The sequence below is a fragment of the Streptomyces sp. NPDC002870 genome (genome assembly GCF_042888505.1).
GTDB lineage: Bacteria > Actinomycetota > Actinomycetes > Streptomycetales > Streptomycetaceae > Streptomyces.
The window spans coordinates 61,999-79,440 of the sequence record NZ_JBIAPW010000003.1; the positions used below are offsets into that span (position 1 = coordinate 61,999).

14 protein-coding genes and 2 pseudogenes are annotated in these 17,442 nt (G+C 67.7%); 7 read left to right on the top strand and 9 right to left on the bottom strand.

Features of this window, described 5'->3' with window-relative positions; genetic code table 11:
* Window position 1: 1 nt before the first annotated feature.
* Complete coding sequence (locus ACFYWY_RS04840) at window positions 2–544, top strand: bacterial proteasome activator family protein (protein WP_389179764.1); 543 nt, start codon at window positions 2–4, stop codon at window positions 542–544.
* 604 nt (window positions 545–1,148) lie between these two features.
* On the opposite strand, the gene ACFYWY_RS04845 is transcribed toward ACFYWY_RS04840, so the two are convergent.
* The 6 genes and pseudogenes from ACFYWY_RS04845 to ACFYWY_RS04870 all read right to left on the bottom strand — a co-directional run bounded on the left by ACFYWY_RS04845 (window position 1,149) and on the right by ACFYWY_RS04870 (window position 9,002).
* A complete protein-coding gene (locus ACFYWY_RS04845) occupies window positions 1,149–2,153 on the bottom strand; it encodes an NAD(P)H-quinone oxidoreductase (protein WP_389179767.1) in 1,005 nt (334 codons plus the stop codon).
* Window positions 2,154–2,179: 26 nt separating this feature from the next.
* A pseudogene (locus ACFYWY_RS04850) lies at window positions 2,180–2,854 on the bottom strand (potassium channel family protein); the annotation flags it as partial.
* A gap of 820 nt (window positions 2,855–3,674) precedes the next feature.
* Window positions 3,675–4,730: an HTTM domain-containing protein gene (locus ACFYWY_RS04855; RefSeq protein WP_389180659.1), complete on the bottom strand. Its 1,056-nt coding sequence runs from the start codon at window positions 4,728–4,730 to the stop codon at window positions 3,675–3,677.
* A gap of 52 nt (window positions 4,731–4,782) precedes the next feature.
* The gene (locus ACFYWY_RS04860) at window positions 4,783–5,424 is read right to left on the bottom strand and encodes a DUF5819 family protein (RefSeq protein WP_389179770.1); all 642 of its coding nucleotides are present in this window, start codon (window positions 5,422–5,424) and stop codon (window positions 4,783–4,785) included.
* 214 nt (window positions 5,425–5,638) lie between these two features.
* The gene (locus ACFYWY_RS04865; protein WP_389179773.1) at window positions 5,639–6,955 is read right to left on the bottom strand and encodes an ice-binding family protein; all 1,317 of its coding nucleotides are present in this window, start codon (window positions 6,953–6,955) and stop codon (window positions 5,639–5,641) included.
* 1,780 nt (window positions 6,956–8,735) lie between these two features.
* On the bottom strand, window positions 8,736–9,002 hold the full coding sequence (locus ACFYWY_RS04870) for a DUF6959 family protein (protein WP_389179776.1): 267 nt from the start codon (window positions 9,000–9,002) through the stop codon (window positions 8,736–8,738).
* Window positions 9,003–9,135: 133 nt separating this feature from the next.
* On the opposite strand from ACFYWY_RS04870, the gene ACFYWY_RS04875 reads away from it, so the two are divergent.
* Genes ACFYWY_RS04875 through ACFYWY_RS04885 form a run of 3 tightly spaced genes read left to right on the top strand, consistent with a single transcriptional unit; the run spans window position 9,136 to window position 10,070 of the window.
* The gene (locus tag ACFYWY_RS04875) at window positions 9,136–9,486 is read left to right on the top strand and encodes a hypothetical protein (RefSeq protein ID WP_389179779.1); all 351 of its coding nucleotides are present in this window, start codon (window positions 9,136–9,138) and stop codon (window positions 9,484–9,486) included.
* A 6-nt stretch (window positions 9,487–9,492) separates the two neighbouring features.
* Window positions 9,493–9,819 carry a DUF6233 domain-containing protein gene (locus tag ACFYWY_RS04880; RefSeq protein WP_389179782.1) on the top strand — a complete coding sequence of 109 codons (327 nt, stop codon included), beginning with the start codon at window positions 9,493–9,495 and terminating at the stop codon, window positions 9,817–9,819.
* A gap of 26 nt (window positions 9,820–9,845) precedes the next feature.
* The gene (locus tag ACFYWY_RS04885; RefSeq protein WP_389179785.1) at window positions 9,846–10,070 is read left to right on the top strand and encodes a hypothetical protein; all 225 of its coding nucleotides are present in this window, start codon (window positions 9,846–9,848) and stop codon (window positions 10,068–10,070) included.
* A 983-nt stretch (window positions 10,071–11,053) separates the two neighbouring features.
* On the opposite strand, the gene ACFYWY_RS04890 is transcribed toward ACFYWY_RS04885, so the two are convergent.
* Window positions 11,054–12,196 (bottom strand): N(5)-(carboxyethyl)ornithine synthase, encoded by a 1,143-nt coding sequence (locus tag ACFYWY_RS04890; RefSeq protein ID WP_389179788.1) that lies wholly within the window; start codon window positions 12,194–12,196, stop codon window positions 11,054–11,056.
* A gap of 471 nt (window positions 12,197–12,667) precedes the next feature.
* On the opposite strand from ACFYWY_RS04890, the pseudogene ACFYWY_RS04895 reads away from it, so the two are divergent.
* From ACFYWY_RS04895 to ACFYWY_RS04905, 3 genes and pseudogenes are all read left to right on the top strand, one after another.
* A pseudogene (locus ACFYWY_RS04895) lies at window positions 12,668–12,931 on the top strand (hypothetical protein); the annotation flags it as partial.
* A 231-nt stretch (window positions 12,932–13,162) separates the two neighbouring features.
* Window positions 13,163–13,453, top strand: coding sequence for a hypothetical protein (locus ACFYWY_RS04900; RefSeq protein WP_389179791.1), 291 nt, complete (start codon window positions 13,163–13,165; stop codon window positions 13,451–13,453).
* Between the two features lie 435 nt (window positions 13,454–13,888).
* Window positions 13,889–14,881 carry a potassium channel family protein gene (locus ACFYWY_RS04905; RefSeq protein WP_389180662.1) on the top strand — a complete coding sequence of 331 codons (993 nt, stop codon included), beginning with the start codon at window positions 13,889–13,891 and terminating at the stop codon, window positions 14,879–14,881.
* Window positions 14,882–15,067: 186 nt separating this feature from the next.
* Here ACFYWY_RS04905 and ACFYWY_RS04910 read toward each other — a convergent pair whose 3' ends face one another.
* Together ACFYWY_RS04910 and ACFYWY_RS04915 are read right to left on the bottom strand one after the other, a co-directional pair.
* A complete protein-coding gene (locus ACFYWY_RS04910; RefSeq protein ID WP_389179794.1) occupies window positions 15,068–16,483 on the bottom strand; it encodes a molybdopterin molybdotransferase MoeA in 1,416 nt (471 codons plus the stop codon).
* Entirely contained in the window at window positions 16,480–17,430 is a 951-nt protein-coding gene (locus ACFYWY_RS04915) for an NTP transferase domain-containing protein (protein WP_389179797.1), read from the bottom strand. The genes ACFYWY_RS04910 and ACFYWY_RS04915 overlap by 4 nt, the downstream gene beginning before the upstream one ends.
* Between the last annotated feature and the right edge of the window lie 12 nt (window positions 17,431–17,442).

Here is a 17,442-nt window from a genome sequence, read left to right on the forward strand (position 1 = left end):
CATGGAGATGCCGAGGAATGAACGGTCGCAGGAGAGCCCCAATATTCTTGTCGTGGGACAGGACGGGATGGCGCTCGGCGGCGGTGACAGTGACGACGAGTCGCGCGAGGTCCCGGTGACGGAGATGGTGGAACAGCCTGCCAAGGTCATGCGCATCGGCAGCATGATCAAGCAGCTGCTGGAGGAAGTCAGAGCAGCACCTCTGGACGAGGCGAGCCGGGTCCGGCTCAAGGAGATCCACGCCAGCTCGGTCAAGGAGCTGGAGGACGGCCTCGCCCCCGAACTCGTGGAGGAACTGGAACGACTCTCGCTCCCCTTCACCGACGAGGCAATCCCCTCCGAGGCCGAACTGCGCATCGCACAGGCCCAGTTGGTGGGCTGGCTGGAGGGCCTGTTCCACGGAATCCAGACGGCGCTGTTCGCGCAGCAAATGGCGGCCCGCGCCCAACTCGAACAAATGCGCAGAGCACTCCCCCCTGGAGCCCCGCACGAGGACGACGAGCACGGCCAACACGGCGCGATCCGCTCGGGGCCGTATTTGTAGGGGGTGGGGGTGGGGTACCGCTAGGTCCGCGCCGGAACCCCCATCCCGCGCCGACGGGGCGGGGGACGCAGCTCGCGCCGGAATCCCAGCCCGCGCCGACGGGGCGGGCTGGGTTCCGAGGCCCGCGCCACGACGCTCATCCCGCACCGGCAGGGCGGACGCGCCCCTTGAGCGTGGCCCGCGCCATCAGGACGGTCGGGGTCCGAGGTCCACGCCAGGCCCCGCGCGCTCCAGCAGGGCGGGCGCGAAGCCCCGGTGAAGCCAGCACGGCCGCCGGGCATGGGAACACGCAGAACCGCGACCCGCCTGCGGGGAAGCCGGGCACGGCAAGTCCGGGGTGCTGGAAGGGAACGGCGCGCCGCCTTCCAGAGCTGGGCAACCCGTGCGGCGAAGCCGGGCGCGGTACCAGGCGCGCCGGAGGCGGCCCGCCCGCTTTCCACGCCGAGGCCCGCCGTGCGGCGAAGCCGGCACGGCGGCGGGGGCGTGGCGGCGGGGGCGTGGCGGCGGGGGCGTGGGGGTACGCAGTACCCCCGCATTCAAGGGCGGGCGGGTGGGACAACCAGGCCCGCACCCCGGCCCCCCGCGCCGCACCACCGCCACCACGTCAACCGCGGGCGCCAGAGCCCCCCGCAGGCACCACCAACAGCACCTTGCCGACGTTCGCCCCGGCCTCCAGCACCCGATGCCCCTCCCCCGCATCCGCCATCCCCACCGTCCGGTCCACGACCGCCCGCACCCGGCCCCCCTCGATCAGCGGCCACACGTGCTCCCGCACCGCCGCCACGATCGCCGCCTTCTCGCCCAGCGGCCGCATCCGCAGCGACGTCGCCGTCACCGCCGCCCGCTTCCCCAGCAGCGCCGCCAGGTTCAACTCACCCTTGACGCCGCCCTGCAGCCCGATGACGGCCAGCCGGCCGTTGACCGCCAGCGCCTTCACATTCCGGTCCAGATACTTCGCGCCGACGATGTCGAGGATGACGTCCGCCCCTGCCCCCTCGGTCGCCTTCCGCAGCTCCTCCACGAAGTCCTGCTCGCGGTAGTCGATCAGGATGTCCGCGCCCAGCTCGGCGCACCGCGCCAGCTTCTCGGGCCCGCCGGCCGTCACGGCCACCCGCGCACCCACCGCCTTGGCGAGCTGGACCGCCATCGTGCCGATCCCGCTCGCACCCCCATGCACCAGCAACGTTTCACCCGGCCGCAGGTGCGCGATCATGAACACGTTCGACCACACCGTCGCGGTCACCTCCGGCAGCGCCGCCGCCGTGACCAGGTCCAGCCCCTCCGGCACCGGCAGCAGCTGCCCGGCGGGCACGGCGACCTTCTCCGCGTAACCGCCGCCGGCCAGCAGCGCGCACACCTCGTCGCCCACGGTCCAGCCGGAAACACCCGGCCCCAAAGCGACGATGCGCCCCGAGCATTCAAGGCCGGGGTACGGCGACGCCCCGGGCGGCGGGTCGTAGTAGCCCTGCCGCTGCAGCAGATCGGCGCGGTTGACGGCGCTCGCCACGACCTCGACGAGGACCTCCCCCTCGCCGGGTACAGGATCGGGCACCTCGGCCCACACAAGCGCGTCAGGGCCGCCAGGTTCGGGAATCGTGATCGCATACATGGCCGCGAGGCTACTCCGGAGCGGCCCTATTCAGGACGGTTGAGGGATGCGCCTTCCTCGGCCCGTACGATCGTGATGAGGCGGTCCGTCACCAGCAAAGGACTGGCCGCAGGATCGTCGTATCCGATGAGCCGGTGCCCCCGCAGCACGCTCACCACAAGGTCGTCCGTCTCCCGCACACCACGCCCCACCTCGGCCTTCACCACCGGCCGCTCAATGAGGTCGAGCCCGCTGCCCTGCTGGATCAGGTCCTCCATCACCGTCCCCGCGCTGGGGCTGAGCACGGACAGACCCAGCAGCCGCCCCGCCGCACTGGCGCTGGTGATCACCGCGTCGGCGCCGGACTGACGCAGCAGCGGCGCGTTCTCCTCCTCGCGCACCGCGGCGACGATCTTCGCTCCACGATTGAGCTGGCGCGCGGTCAGCGCGACCAGTACCGCCGTGTCGTCGCGCTGCGTCGCGATGACGATCTGGCGCGCTCTTTGCAACTCGGCGCGTGTCAGCACATCGCTACGGGTCGCATCGCCGACCACCCCCACAAAGCCCTCGGCGGTCGCGGCTTCGATCACCTTGCTGCTCGGGTCGACGACAATGATCTGCTCTTTCTTCAGGCCCGTGGCGGTCAGCGTCTGGATCGCGGACCGGCCCTTCGTGCCGAAGCCGACGATGACGGTGTGATCACGCAAGCGAAGCCTCCAACGGTTTTCCAAAAGTACCTAAGAACATGAGCGACGATCTCGTGAAGCGGGCACGCTGGGGCGATCTTGAAGCCAGAACTGGGCCGGTCTCGTCCGGCTTTCCTTCGAGCCTGACGACGGCCCCAGTACCGATGGGAACGACGGTACCGACACCACAGAGGCCAAGAAGGGATTCCGCCCCTTAACCGGGCGCGACATCAGGAACCAGGACGAGCAGGAGAAGGACAGCCGCAAGTTCGTCGAGCAGCGCGGCGGGCGGTACGTCTACACCTACAAGTGCTCGCTTCGCTCGCTGCCCGACCGAGGTTCGGTCAGCGAATCATTGCCAGCCCAGCCGCCGTCACGCAGTACATCCACAACGGGCCCGGCTGTCTCCCCATGCCCGCCATGCGCCCGAGTGGCCCCAGAAGTCTGCAAAGACACCAGGCCCAGGGCCTCGGAGAACGGGCGGAAGCTCGGGAGATCACCACAGTTGACGCTTGGGGCGTCTGCGTTCCCGGCCTCCTGAACAGCGATGCTGTCTGACACAAGGTCAGAGGTTCCGCGCACAGCGCGGCGGCGCCGGCCGGACGCCGCCGCGCCCACAAAGGGGCGAAAGTCCAGGCCGGGGGTGGAGACGGACGGCTCCACGGCTTTACCCACAATCCCCGATTCGGGCCCCGCGTCGAGCAAGACCAAGGGCCACTCGGACACATTGCGGGCAGGGGACAAGCCTGCCCGAGTAGCTGGCAAGCGTACGGCCCCCTGATCATGCCCGACCCCAAACCGGGCAGGACACCGGCCAAAGCCGTTCCACCGACCTCACGCGAACACTGCATCGGTCTCAGCCGGCCGGTCCGGGCTGCGGTGGCACGAGGGCGGATTCCGGCCCGGGTGAGGCTCCCGCTCCCGTGACACCTGTGGGCCGGGGGGTGCACCACCGCAGTCGCCCCAGGGACCGATAGAAGCGGTCCGGCAGAAACACGGCGTCCGCGACGATCATCGCGCCGGAGAAGATCGGCAGTCCCATGACCACCGCGATATTCACGTGCATGCCCAGCAGCAGGACCAGGACGGGGTATTTGAGCCTGCCGAACAGGACAAACGGAAACGCGACCTGCACCAGCACTGTCAGATAGCCAACGACTGCAATCAGCACGTGATGGCTGTCGATCATCTGGGACAACTCAGGCCAGGGCCGGAAGAGGTCGATGTTCAGGACGTAGTGGAGGGCGGTGCCATCGCCCCACTTGACGCCCTGCACCTTGTACAGGCCCGCGCATCCGTAGAGGAAACAGACCTGGGCGGCGATGACGAACATGCCGCAGTTGTGCAGCACAGTGATCAAGATGATGCGGGCGTCACCGAGCTGGTGCCGGAGACCGCCGCCGAGCCGGCCTGCCGTCTTGCCCGCCGACGCCTGGAGCCGGGTCCTTCGCGCGTCGAGGGACCAGCGCCGGCCGCACGCGGTGAAGACGAGGTAGACGGCCATGAGGACCATGAGATTGTCCCCGCCGTCCGCCATGAAGATCGCCCTAGCGTGGAACGACACCACCACGACCGCGAACAGCACGGACACCGCCCGGGTCCGCCAGCCCAACAAGAACAGCGCACACGTGACGAGAGCCACGGCGTAGCAGACCTCGAAGTACACCCAGCTGTCGGACAGGGTGAGGACGCTGATCCACCCGCTCTGGTCGAACATCTGCCTGGCCAGCGCGGGCGTCCAGGGTGAACCGGGGCCCCACATCTCGTCGCGGTGTGGAAACTCGCGGAGCAGGAAAACGAGATAGAGCAGCCCGTACCCGATGCGCAGCATCGCTGCCGCGTACAAGGAGACTGGCCGCTCGGTCAGGAGGACGAGGAACGCATGGATCCGGTCGAGTGCGCGCTGCGGCATTCGCACGGCCGCCGGCTCGGTGGTGCGTGGGGGCGCTGCGACCGGTGCCTGCTCAGTCCGTTCCATGCGAGGCCACCTTCCACCAGGGCAGATACCGGGTTTCGGCCCGCGCCGGTGCCGCGGCGGCCGGCCGGGAACCGCCCGCTGCACCGGGCGCTGTGATGGGCTGCGTGATGACCCGCAGTTGGATGGAGTCGAAGGTGCCGCCACGTTGGGCGGCGACACGGTCCACTGCGATGTTGCGCAGATACTTCTGGATCATCACAGCACGGTCCGAGCGCGGATGGTTGTCGCCGCCGTGCGTCTTGAGGTAGGTATTCCAAGCCTGGCGCAGCATGTTCTGTGCCGTATGGCTCGGGAAGACGTTGTGCTTGACGGCGGAATTGTCGCTGGTGGTCAGATCGATCCAGTCGCTCACCCGTGTGGTGCCGTCCGGCGCTGTCCGCTTGGTCCTCGCCGAGATCTGCCGGTTGACCCACTGCGGATTCGGGGCGAAGAGCCGCCAGTTCTGCTCGAACACGGGCCGGACCCAGGCGTCGATCTGTCGGCTGTACGCCTTCGAGACGGCATTCGGAGGCGCCACATGCAGAAACACCAGAAGCACATGGACCAGAGCCACTGCAAGGCAGAGGGCCACCGCGGCTCCCGTTCCCGCGGTCAGCAGGCGGGGTGGCCCTGAAATGTCACGAGTCATACGCGGTCCCCCGTCAGCGTCCTGTGCTGCCGGCTCAGCATCGGTCCGCGGCGATTCCTTCACATTCGTCGACTCAACGCCGCCCCGCACGGCCCCACCCGGCCCTTCCCATCCCGACTGCTCGCACCTGCTTCTCCTGCTTCCGCGGGCGGCGCGCGACGGAATCGACCACGATCCGACGCGCGCCATCCGTCCCACTCGCGTGTGGGGTCGACTACCCGTGCGCGCACTCCGCCGAAAGGACCCCCGCGCGACTCACTGGCCCCGCCGACCGGCGGAGGAACAACTCGCTCAGCGTTGCACGTGCATTTGTGCACCCTGCGCTGTCCCTCACACTTGCCGGGATTCCCGGGCTTCTCGCCGTATCGCCGTCGTCGTCGTAACCGCCGTCGTCGTAACCGTCGTCGTCGTAACCGCCGTCGTCGTAACCGCCGTCGTCGTAACCGCCGTCGTCATAACCGCCGTCGTCATAACCGCCGTCGTCATAACCGCCGTCGTCATAACCGCCGTCGTCATAACCGCCGTCGTCATAACCGCCGTCGTCACCGGTTGCAGCGTCACCCGTCGCGGCGTCACCCGTCGCAGCATCACCCGTCGCAGCGTCACCCGTCGCGGCGTCACCCGTCGCGGCGTCACCCGTCGCGGCGTCACCCGTCGCGGCATCACCCGTCGCGGCATCACCCGTCGCGGCATCACCCGTCGCAGCATCACCCGTCGCAGCATCACCCGTCGCAGCATCACCCGTCGCAGCATCACCCGTCGCAGCATCACCGGTGGTTGTTGTGGTAGTGGTGCCCGCACACTCCGGCCTGGTGATCCGGTTGGTATCCAGCGTCACGGCCTCGACCTCGGCCAGCGCGCGGCCGTCGATGGTCGCCCCCGTCGTTACGGTGATCGCTGCCTTGGCCATGATCGTGCCCACGAAGGTGGTGCCGGTGCCGAGGGTGGCCGAGCTGCCGATCTGCCAGAACACATTGCACGGCGATGCGCCGTTGATGAGGGACACGCTGCTGTTGCTCGCCGTCGTCAGCGTCGAACCGACCTGGAACACCCACACTGCGTTCGGGTCGCCCTGGGCATCCAAGGTGAGGGTGCCGGTGAGCCCGAGACTGGAAGAGCGTGTGTAGACGCCCGGAACCAGCGTCAAGCCACCAGCATCCGGGGGAAGGGCGCCATTCGATGCCTGTCCGGCGGCGTCGTTGTACGCCGCGACCAGGTCGGTCTTGGCTTGTTCAGCCACAGTGTCCCCGGAGTGCAAAGTCCCGTTGACCGTACCGGGCGGGAATCCGGAGATGGACGTCCCCGGATGCACCCCGACGTCTCCAGTGACCACTGAGGGCCCGGTGTTGGTGACCTCCGCGCCGGCCAGTACCGCGAAGCTTTCCGCGGTCCCCAGATCTACAGGTGTTGCTGCATTCGCCCGTGTAGGCGTCACTGCGACAACGGCAAAGGCGACCAGCAGGGTGAGTACCCCCGCGATCCAAACCGTCATTTGGCGCCGATGCGGCGCATCGGGAATATTCAGTGTCATCGAGGTGCCAACTCCTGTGGGGGTGGTGACGTCCGACGTTCCTCGTCGAACGGAATCGCCTCGCCTGTCGGCGGCATATTAAGCAGACACCCAACCCCCGTTGCGATTCATCCGGGTGATGTCGCCGGAACCGACCGATCGCATCAAGAATGTATGATCAATACTGATCTGGCTGGCCGTCACTCATCCGTGCGGCGATCCATCGTTGATGCAGTCAATCCCTCCTGATAGGCCGATCGTCGGCCTACTGCCCGTCAGCGGAATAGGGAGGCCGCGATTCACCGCGCAAGTGATGTCCCAATTAAGAGGCGTCACCAGGGAAACGGGCGATGTTGCAGTAAATGTCCTCTGGATGGCGCAGACCGGAGAAACATCCGCCAGGCCGGATCCGGATTCTGGGAGCAGTCACCGGGCGCGAGCCGGAGCATGCAGTCAGGCCGGCAGGGCCCGGCTGTCTAACGCCGGTGCACGCAATGAGGGACTGGCCGCCCTGCTCAAGGAAAAGCATGAAGAACCACGATCCGTCGGAAGCATCGACGCGGCCAAGGCGAACGGGTTCGTCGCGCTGGCGGAGTAGCTGTACTGCCCGCTCCAGATCCAGCGTCACCAGGCCGATCCGGCGAGTGTGCCGAAGCCGACGCCCGTAGATCTCGGCGAGCGATTCAGCAGAGGGCGCCTAGTCCCAGACCACGAAGGCACTACCGTCCAGCAGTGCGGCATGAGCCGGGGTCGTAGCCTCAGCGCCGTCAGCGAGCAGTCGAATGAGCGCCTCGCGTTCCACGGTCACCTCAACTCGGGATCCTGCGGTACAGCAGCGAAGTACAGCAACCGCATTGACCGCAGTTGGCCGCCACCAAACCCCAGGAGACGACTGACCAGCCCAGCAGACCTCAGTGACCGCCCCGCCGGTAGTTCGGGACGAAGAGGTCAGAGCGAAGCGCTGGGGCCGGCCGGACCAGGTAGCAGCGTCGTCAGGAGTTCTTCTGGAATCGGCTCCAGCCAGCCCCTGGCGACCAAGTGAAGCCATCTCCCGAATCCCAGGTGCTCATCGCCCAAAGGTGCGTCACCTCGCGAGGTAGAGCAGGGTCCACTATGGGAAGGGGTGCTGCGGGCCTCATCAGCAAGTCAAACGCTGCGAATGGAGCAACTGTGTGCCCAGGCGAGATCACGAACAAGTGCCGCTCGTCCGCTCCTGACCGCTGGAGCTTCGCAAGATTGTCTGCCTGCTTCGACTCACCTATCCAGCCGCTGACCCAGTGAGCGAACGCGTCCCCCGTGGGAGCCGCCCAACCCCCTGCTTTTTCGGGTGGCTGCCTGATAAGGCAGTAGATGCTGCCGGGGAAACCCGTGGCGGGTGACTGGAAGTCAGCGATGACCCCCATCCGCTCCGCTTGGTTGACGAGTTGACTTCCGGCATTCCCGTCCGCGTCACGAGGTCGAAGTCATGCATGCTCGGCCGGGAGCCGTCGTCGTGGGGGCACACTTCGACACCTGGCAGCGCAGCCTGAAGACACCTGCGCACCCACAGCTCATCCTCGCGAATCCTCGGCATGTGGCCACTGTGACGGAGCCGGCCGTACGTGCCGGCAGGCGTCGATGACAGGTGGGTCCGTCTCAGTTTCCGTCTCATTCAGTTAGGTTCACCCCCGTTCAGCCAAGGCCGGTAACCCAACTCTCCCTGGTACCCGGCCGCGCATGAACGCAGGTGAACGGCCATGCGCGCCACTCACCACCCCACCAACAGACTTGGAAAGCGTGCGCCTCGGCACCAGCCCCGAGGTCAGTACGGCCGCGGGATCTCGTGCGCTTCCAGTGCAACGGAGTAGCGCGTCAGCGGCGCGTCGAGGTCGGCCAGCAGAAGGCCGGCGGTTTCCCGTGCCCCTGCCACGTCGCCCTGGTCGAAGGCTTCCACCACTTCGACAACGTCGCCGCGGAGGATGGAGAGAGAGTCACCCTGGATCAGCACACCGGGAAACTGGCGGCCTGGCAGGCGCACCACTGCGTTGTTCCCACCGTCCGTGAACAGCTCAGCCTCGGCTCGTTCCATCCGGCCATCCAACCTGACTTCACCGTCTGACTTTGAGGATGTCGATGGCGCCGCCCCGGGGGTCTGACTCGCTGGCACGCACGCGACCGCGCGGTGCTCGCCCACACGAATCGAACAGACGTACCATTCCGGTGTGGCTGAAACGTACGACTTCCCCGACGATCTCCGTGCTGCGCAGCTCGACCTGCACCGGACGCGTGCTGAGTACGCCGCGCTGTGTCGTGGCTTGCCGTGGTCGGTGACCCCGGAGCCCGGCTGGGCGAGCGAGAAGCACGTACTCGGCGACCGGGTGGTGTCCTTTCCCGACAGCCCGGGATACACCGCGGAACAGACAGCGGAGGTAGAGCGGTTGCGCCGGCGGCTGCTCGATCTGTCGGTCATGGTGAGCACGCATCCGTACTGGGCGTCCCTGACGGCGGGCGTGGTCGATGCGCGGATGGCTCTCAAACACGTCCACGAGCAGGCCGAGGGCAAGGCGGCGTAGACCGTCATGGCCGAGCGCCCACCATCGCGGCTGGAGCTTCTGCGCTTCCTGGAGCGGGTCCAGCTTCAACAACTCCAGCAGACAAAACGCTCGCTGGAGCAAGAGGAGGACCGAGCCATGCGCGCTGCCCACATTCCGCCACCATTGCCGGAGTGGAAGATCGAGATGAGCCGTGGCGGACAGCCTGCCATTGCCGTCCATACCGGGGACTGCACACACGGCGGCGCACCGCGAGCCAAGCCGATCAGCCGCGAGCAGGCACTCGCCGCCCTCGCCGCGCACGTCGAACCCTGCACCATCTGCCGCCCCGACCGAGACCTCGGCACGCTGTGACCGACCACCCGTCGCAGCCCGGAGACATGAGAAGCGCACCGATCGTCGTGCACCGGATCTCCCCGACCGGCGGCCGACGGATCACCGTGCGGGACCAGATCATGGGCCTCGCCCACTCCGAGCGAGACCTGCTGGAATTCCTCCGCCAAGCAGGCCTACCCGACGCAGAAGACCTCCTCGACGACCCGACCTGGGTCGAATGGGTCGGCGGCAGAGCACACGAGTACAAGCCGGACGATCCTCCGAGCTGAGCGCCGCCCCTTGGCCCACACGCGAAACCGCCGCCGTCTCAGTTTCCCTCTCATTCAGCCGCGTTCACAATCCCGATTGGTCGGAGTCAAGCCAATGTGCGTGGAAGGGACTTGAGGCAGATGTACGACCCAGAAGACGCCGGTTTCGAGAACGAGCCGTTCGACCCTGACGACGTGCTGTGGGTGCGTGGGGTCGATTACCTGGCCGGCTGGCGGGACGCGACGGATGCCGAGCAGAGCTCTGGTGGATGCGTTGGCTGCGGCCGGGGTCGACACGACCGGGTTCAGGTGGCAGGCAAGCGCAGCTGCGGACGGGGGAGGGAGGCTGCGCGTGGTGCTGTCGGCGGCTGCGGCTCATGACGTGGCAGTGCGCACCGCCGGTCTCAGTCCGCGTAGCCCGGAAGAACGTGGTCGTTGCGGCCCGGAATCCCGTATGACCGGAACGGCCCGCATGCCCGCAGGCACCACACCTCTGGAGCCTCCGTGCTGTCAGCGGCTCCCGATGACTCCCCGCATGTGGTGCACTCGGCCTCATAGATCGGCCCGGTTCCAGAGGCGTCAACCTGCAACACGCAGTCCACGAACCGCCACACGGCACGCGCGGCAATCACCGCCGCCCTCCTCTCGACTCAGCGTGCGAGACCCGGCCACCGCGATCCACCGTCAGCACATCGGCCGCATTCACCCGCAGCGCAGGACCGGACTTGAAGTCCAGGACCACCAGCGGACCGCCCGAGGCGTATCGGCCGGAACGAACCGCCTTGACCTCACACCACCGTCCGCGGATGCTCACTCAGTCCCCACGCTGCACCCGCAGCGCCGTCACCCGAGCCATCACGCCTCACCCCTGCCGGGGACCACCACGGCCCACACCGCCTTGCCGACACCAACCCGCTCACTTACACCCCACTGGTCCGCCAGCGCAGCAATCAGGCCCAGCCCGCGCCCATCCTCCGAGTCCGCATCGAAAGTGATCGTATCGGTCAGTCAGGCGGGTGCGGGTACTGCGCCGAACGGTGCTGGAACGCCAGGATGCTGGGGTTCTGGATGACACCGTCGCGGATCTCGATGGCGCGGCGGATGGTCTCGTTGGACTCCCAGGTGCTGTGTCCGGTGAGCACAGCCCGCAGGAAGGGGAGGAGGGCCTCGCTGTTCTCCCAGGTCGCGGAGTTCCACAGGTAGGACGGGCTGTGGTCCACGCCGTAGTAGAGGATGTTCTCGCCGACCACGAACGTCGGCTCGATGAACGATGTCGGCCGCGCCCAGCTGAAGCCCATGCCCTCGTCGCAGGAGACATCGATGATGAGGGTGCCCGGTGCGAGCAGACCGAGGTCGTCGTCGCTGAGGAACATCAGCGGCGCCGCGGTGTCCTGCAATACGCAGTTGACGATGACGTCGTGCTCGGCGAGGAATCCGGCCAGCGGTACTCGGCCGGCGTCGGAGAGGGCGTAACTGCGGCGGGTGTCGGCTTCGTCACGGTCGAACTGTATGATCCGCGCCGAATGGATCGGCGAGCTGACGGCTGTGACGCCACGTTGGGTGAGGACGTCGACGTCGTGCACGCCCAGGGCGCTCAGAGCGGTCACGGCTCCGCGGGCGGTCGCGCCGAAGCCGAGCACGGCCGCTCGAAGCCGACGGCCGTAGTCGCCCGTCGAACCGTTGATCTGCAAGGCGTGAAGTACGGAGGAGTAGCCGGCCAGCTCGTTGTTCTTGTGGAAGACGTGCAGGTTGAACGAGCCGTCGTTGGTCCAGTGGTTCATCGCCTCGAAGGCGATCAACGTCAGCTTCCGGTCGATCGCCACCTGAGTGAGCCTTTTGTCCTGGACGCAGTGCGGCCAGCCCCAGAGGACCTGTCCATAGCGCAGTTCCTCGAGATCTTCCTGCAGCGGTTTGGCCAGCAGGACGACATCGCACTCAGTGATGAGCTGCTCGCGGGAGCGAAACCCGGCGACGAGGGGCGCCAGCTTCTCGTCGGGGATGCCGAAGCGCTCCCCGTACGCGCGTTCAAGGAAAATGCGTTCCCGGAGGTCCGAGTCGATCTGGTCAAAGTGTGAGGGGTGAATCGGCAGTCGACGCTCGTTCTCTTTACGTGACTGTGCCATCACTCCGAGAGTGAGAAAGTGCACGTGCACCCCCTTCGAGTGATGCTGTCCAGCATAGATCAGCACGTCACGGAGGCGTGATCATGAGGAGCCGGCCCGCAGGCCGAAGCGGGGCGCCGACCACCACCTGGCCATCGATGCGTCCCCAAGACCGACGCCAGGCAAAATCCCGCAGTCACCGTAGCCGCAATTTGATGGGCCATCAATTTTCTTTAATTTCAAGGCGTTTGACTCCCCCCATTCTTGCGGCGCGTTGATTCCTTATAGAATTCTGACCACACGATGGACCAGAGCCGAGCCTCACGCGTCGCCATTCGTCGTCATCGTCGCCGAAAGGCGGTCCGGGTGAGGTGTTCATGAGGAGCGCGCCGAGGCCTGAGCCTCGGTTGCCGGTCTCAGGAAGAGGCAGTCGCGTCTTCGGCTGGGGCATCCGAGATCCGAATTTGGCTGCCGCCAAGCGCGACCGTCCGAACAGCTGCGCCCCGCAGCCCGTGTCGCCAGTACCTGCGGCGAAGGGGCATCCGGCACACGATCCCGGAGAAGACCGACAGCCAGGCCGACCGCCTGCGCAAAGGCTCACGTGGCGGACGGCCACCCGGCTTCGACGAAGAGCGGTACAAGAAGCGCAACGCCGTCGAGCGGGCGATCAACAGGCTCAAGCAGTCCAGAACGGTAGCCACCAGGTATGACCGTGAGGATGACCGGGTGCCGCCTCGGGCGGCGGTCTGGCCCGAGGTACGACTGGCTGTGGTGCCCTGAGTTTGATCTGCCGACCGCTGTCTGAGGCGGCGCATGCTGCCGCCGGGCTGGTGGATGTGTCCCGATAGGGGCCTTCGCGACACGCACCGTCACAGTCCTGACCACCGCGTCGCCGGGCCGGCGTCGGCCGGTATTCCCGCGAGGCGTTCAGGAGACAGCGACCGTGACCAGCATGGCCCAGCACGCCTTTCCATACAGCACCGCTTCCGCAGGGAGGAGGTGGTCCTCGGGGTGGACACCCACAAGGGCTTCCACGCGGCAGCGGTAGTCACCACGACCGGAGCTCTGCTCGACGGCCGCACGTTTCCCACCACGCGGGAGGGCTATCGCCTGCTCCTGTCCTGGGCCCGGTCGGCCCGGATGCGCTGGGACACACGTACCCGCACTTACGTCGAACGCCGGGTTACCGCAGGCAAGACACGCCGCGAAGCCATCCGCTGCCTCAAACGCTACGTCGCCCGCGAGATCTACCAAACGATCGTCACGCTCCGGCCTGCATCGGAGCAAAGATCGGCCAGTTGACATCCATAGGGGCATCAAGCGCGGCTACGTCTTCCTCGGCACCGCGACAGCCGCCATCTGGCTCCGAACGTGATCGCCCGGACAAGTCCTAGTGAAAACGTGCGGCGCAGTAGCGAGGCCACCGAGCACAACGAGCTGCGGCTACGCCGCTGGATGCCGTGTCGAGTGGACCGCCACCGGCGACAATCGCCTCTCGTTCGTACAGAGCTAGAGCCATGGCGAGCTCAGATCAAGCCTCCCGCATGCACACCATTCGCCGGTCCGGTACGGAAGCATGGTCGGCATGCTGACCGAGTGGATCACTGCGCGCAAGGACCGGTCATGAAAGACGAGACGCAGCCGGCCGAGACGGGAAGACTCTCGGTTTTCCGGTCCCTCTGGTCCGGCACCCGGTCTGGGGGCCAGGTCGACGCCGAAGCTGCCCGCACCGTCGTCATGCCGGTCATGGGCGTGGTGCCTCCACTTCAGCAAGTCCTACGACGCCTCACCATGGCCCTGGGCGTGCTGCTGGCCACAGTGGCCATCGTCTACGTCGATCGCGGCGGCTACCACGACAATGCCAACGACTCGGTTGATCTTCTCGACGCCTTTTACTACGCGACAGTCACCCTCTCCACCACCGGATACGGCGACATCGTTCCGCATAGCGACAGCGCACGCCTGACCAACATCCTTCTCATCACTCCGTTGCGCGTGCTCTTCCTGATCATCCTGGTTGGCACCACCCTCGAAGTGCTCACCGAACGAACGCGGCAGCAGGCTCGCGTTCACCGTTGGAAGAGCCGCACCCGAGGCCACGTGGTCGTCGTCGGCTATGGCACCAAGGGTCGTCACGCCATCGCGACGCTGCTCGGCCAGGGAACCCCCAAAGACAAGATCGTCATCATCGACCCTCAGCTGAAGGCGGTGAAAGCCGCCAGCAGTGACGGCTTCGTAGCGGTCCATGGGGACGCGACACGCTCCGAAACACTGCTGCAAGCAGAGGTGCCGCGTGCCGCACAAGTGATCATCGCTCCCGAGCGGGACGACACAGCCACTTTGGTCACTCTCACCGCGAGACAGCTCAATAGGCGAGCCGCCATCGTCGCAGCTGTCCGGGAAGACGAGAACGTACCGCTGATCAAGCAGAGTGGAGCCGACGCCGTAGTAACCAGCTCCAGTTCGGCCGGGCGGCTCCTCGGGCTTTCCACCATCAAGCCTTATGTGGGCACGGTGTTGGAAGACCTGATGACTTATGGCAGCGGGCTTGACTTGTCCGAGCGGCCGGTGACGGACGAAGAGACAGGCCGATCACCTCGCGAGTGCACGGACCAAGTCGTCGCTGTCGTGCGCAGGCGCGAGGTACTGGGCTACGACCACCCAGACGCCGCGACGCTCCAGCCCGGCGATCGGGTGATCACGGTGACCCGGACGAAGTCACACGGCTGACCAGGCGCGGCTCGTGGCACATCTGGCAAACCGTTGACTCCAGCGGTTCAGTCGCCACTCGAGCCATCAGCAGGCGTTTGCCGACCTGGCGCGACGGGCGCTGGACGACGCGGCGGGGGAGTTTCACCCGGCTGGTGACGAGCTACTCGTCGGCTTGCCTGGCCATGGAGTCATGGCCGGGAAGTTTCACGTGAAACACCCTCCCTCGGCGAGCGAGGGTGTCCAGGACGTCCACGGCAGATCGAGCACTTCCAGCTCGTCACCGGCCCGCGCCCCGCCCGGCGGCACGACGGCGAGTCCGTCGGCAGCGGCGACACCACGCAGCATGGCCGGCCCGTTGTAGTGCAGCGGCACAAGGCCGTCGGCGTGATGTACGAACGGCACAAGGCGGGTGTCGTGCGGATGCCCGTGCACCGCGTCACGTACGGGCGCGCGATACGGGACGGGCGCCGGGCGGCCCGAGAGTCCGCGCAGCAGCGGCTCTGCAAGCGTGAGGAGCCCGGAGACCGCGGCCAGGGGATTGCCGGGGAGACCTACCAGATGCCTTGCCGGGAGGTCGATGTCCGCGGCGAGCCGGGCCAGCAGCATCGGATGGCCGGGGCGTACGGCGACGCCGTCCACCAGCAGCTCGGCGCCCGCCTTCCGCAGGACCGGGTGGACATGGTCGACCGGGCCCGCTGCCGTACCGCCGGTGGTGAGGATGAGATCGGCATCGGAGGTGGCGACTGCCCGGTGGAGGGCCTCGGCGTCGTCACCGAGGCGGCGGGTGGCGACGACATCGACGCCGAGGGCGCGCAGCCAGGGACCGGCCATCGGCCCGAGGGCGTCGCGGATGAGGCCGTCGTGGGGAAGTCCGGCTGTGAGCAGCTCATCGCCGAGGACCAGGACTTCGACGCGCGGCCGGGCAACAGTGAGCAGTTCGTCGTAGCCGGCGGCCGCGGCGAGACCGAGCACTGCGGGGGTCACCAGGGAGGCGGCGGGCAGGAGTCGGTCGCCCAAGCGGCACTCCTGGCCTCGCGGGCGGATGTCCTGGCCGGGGATCACCTCGCGCTCGGCGTACAGATGGGCCTTGTCCACGTCGGTACGGGCGTGCTCGCTACGGATCACCGCTGTGACCTCGGGCGGGATACGGGCGCCGGTGGCGATCCGTACCGCGGCCCCGTCGGGCAGCGGCGGGGCTTCAACGTGCCCGGCGAGAATCGAGCCGCCCTCCTGAACGGTCCATGGCCCGGGGCCCGCGACGGCCCAGCCGTCCATGGCGGAGGTGTCGAAGGACGGCAGATCGCAGAGCGCGACGAGCGGCTCGGCGAGCACCTGTCCGAGGGCCTGATCAAGGGGCACACGCTTTGTACGGGGCGGGGCGGCGCGCCCGATACGCGCAGCGAGCGCGCGGGCATCGGGCCAGGGGGTCGCCCTGTGCCGAGTTGTCGAGGGGGCGCCGGCCGGAGCGGGAGCGGGCGCTTGGCGCGCCTGGCGGCCGACCAGCGCGAGGGCCTCCTCGACGCCGTCCGACTCGGCCTTGTCGCTCCCATTGAGGGGGGAAGGGGAACCGGTCACATCTGATCCGTCCTCCGCGTCGAACTCGTGGTCCCGGCCGTTCATCCGGCGTCGGCCTGGTCCTGCTCGCCGGGCTCGGCAGGTTTGGCAGGCTCGGCAGGTTTGGCAGGCTCAGCGGGCTTGGCGGGCTTGCCGGGACCCGCTTCCGGGGTGGCCTGTTCGGCCTCCTCCGCCCAGCGCGCGGCGAGCGCGGCCGCTTTACGGGCGGCCTCTGCGACCGCCGCCGGGCCGCCGGTGCCTGCCTGGGCCGCCGCGTACCCCACCAGGAACGTGGTGAGCGGCGCGGCGGGGCGGGCGACGCCGTGTGCGGCATCCCGGGCGAGGTCGAGCAGGACGCCGATGTCGACGTCGAGTTCGATGCCGAGTTCGTCCTTGACTGCGGTGATCCATTCGTCCAGCACGTTCCCATGCTCCCGTATACGGGCCCGGGCTGCGGAGATGTCCTCCCAGGTGTCGCAGTCGAAGGAGGCGAGCGGCTCCGCGTCGATCCGGGCGAGGTCAAGTTCCTGCGTCAGCAGACGCAACGGCAGCCCGGTCAGACTCCCGTGTTCGGTGGCGAGGAGAGCGAGTTCACGTCGCAGCGGTTCGGTGCGGTACGCGGCCACGAGCGGCTGGTCACGGCCGCCCGCATCGGTGAGCAGCGCCGCCTCACGCCCGCTGGCGCCGAGCGTGCCGATCAGCTGCCGCACCGTCCGCTCCCCCAGGAACGGCAAATCGGCCGAGAGCACGAGAACGGACTGCGCCTCGACCTGCCGCACCCCCGCGTCCAGCGCCGCCAGCGGCCCGCCGCCGGGGGGCTCCTCGCGCGCCCAGACCACAGGCCGCGCGGTGGCCCGGCGCCCGCCGACGACAACGGTCCGCCCCGCGTCGCGGCACACCCCGAGCACCCGGTCGAGCAGGGCCCGTCCGCCCACGCTCACGGACGGCTTGTCGACCCCGCCCAGCCGCTTCGCGGCACCTCCGGCGAGCACGATGGCGTCATACGCGGTCATGCCTGAAGTATG

Bases quoted from the DNA above. Each gene is read 5' to 3' on its own strand.
- ACFYWY_RS04840 (WP_389179764.1), top strand. From the start codon at position 2: ATGGAGATGCCGAGGAATGAACGGTCGCAGGAGAGCCCCAATATTCTT.
- ACFYWY_RS04845 (WP_389179767.1), bottom strand. From the start codon at position 2,153: ATGTATGCGATCACGATTCCCGAACCTGGCGGCCCTGACGCGCTTGTG.
- ACFYWY_RS04855 (WP_389180659.1), bottom strand. From the start codon at position 4,730: ATGCCGCAGCGCGCACTCGACCGGATCCATGCGTTCCTCGTCCTCCTG.
- ACFYWY_RS04860 (WP_389179770.1), bottom strand. From the start codon at position 5,424: ATGACTCGTGACATTTCAGGGCCACCCCGCCTGCTGACCGCGGGAACG.
- ACFYWY_RS04865 (WP_389179773.1), bottom strand. From the start codon at position 6,955: ATGACACTGAATATTCCCGATGCGCCGCATCGGCGCCAAATGACGGTT.
- ACFYWY_RS04870 (WP_389179776.1), bottom strand. From the start codon at position 9,002: ATGGAACGAGCCGAGGCTGAGCTGTTCACGGACGGTGGGAACAACGCA.
- ACFYWY_RS04880 (WP_389179782.1), top strand. From the start codon at position 9,493: ATGGCCGAGCGCCCACCATCGCGGCTGGAGCTTCTGCGCTTCCTGGAG.
- ACFYWY_RS04885 (WP_389179785.1), top strand. From the start codon at position 9,846: ATGAGAAGCGCACCGATCGTCGTGCACCGGATCTCCCCGACCGGCGGC.
- ACFYWY_RS04905 (WP_389180662.1), top strand. From the start codon at position 13,889: ATGCCGGTCATGGGCGTGGTGCCTCCACTTCAGCAAGTCCTACGACGC.
- ACFYWY_RS04910 (WP_389179794.1), bottom strand. From the start codon at position 16,483: ATGAACGGCCGGGACCACGAGTTCGACGCGGAGGACGGATCAGATGTG.
- ACFYWY_RS04915 (WP_389179797.1), bottom strand. From the start codon at position 17,430: ATGACCGCGTATGACGCCATCGTGCTCGCCGGAGGTGCCGCGAAGCGG.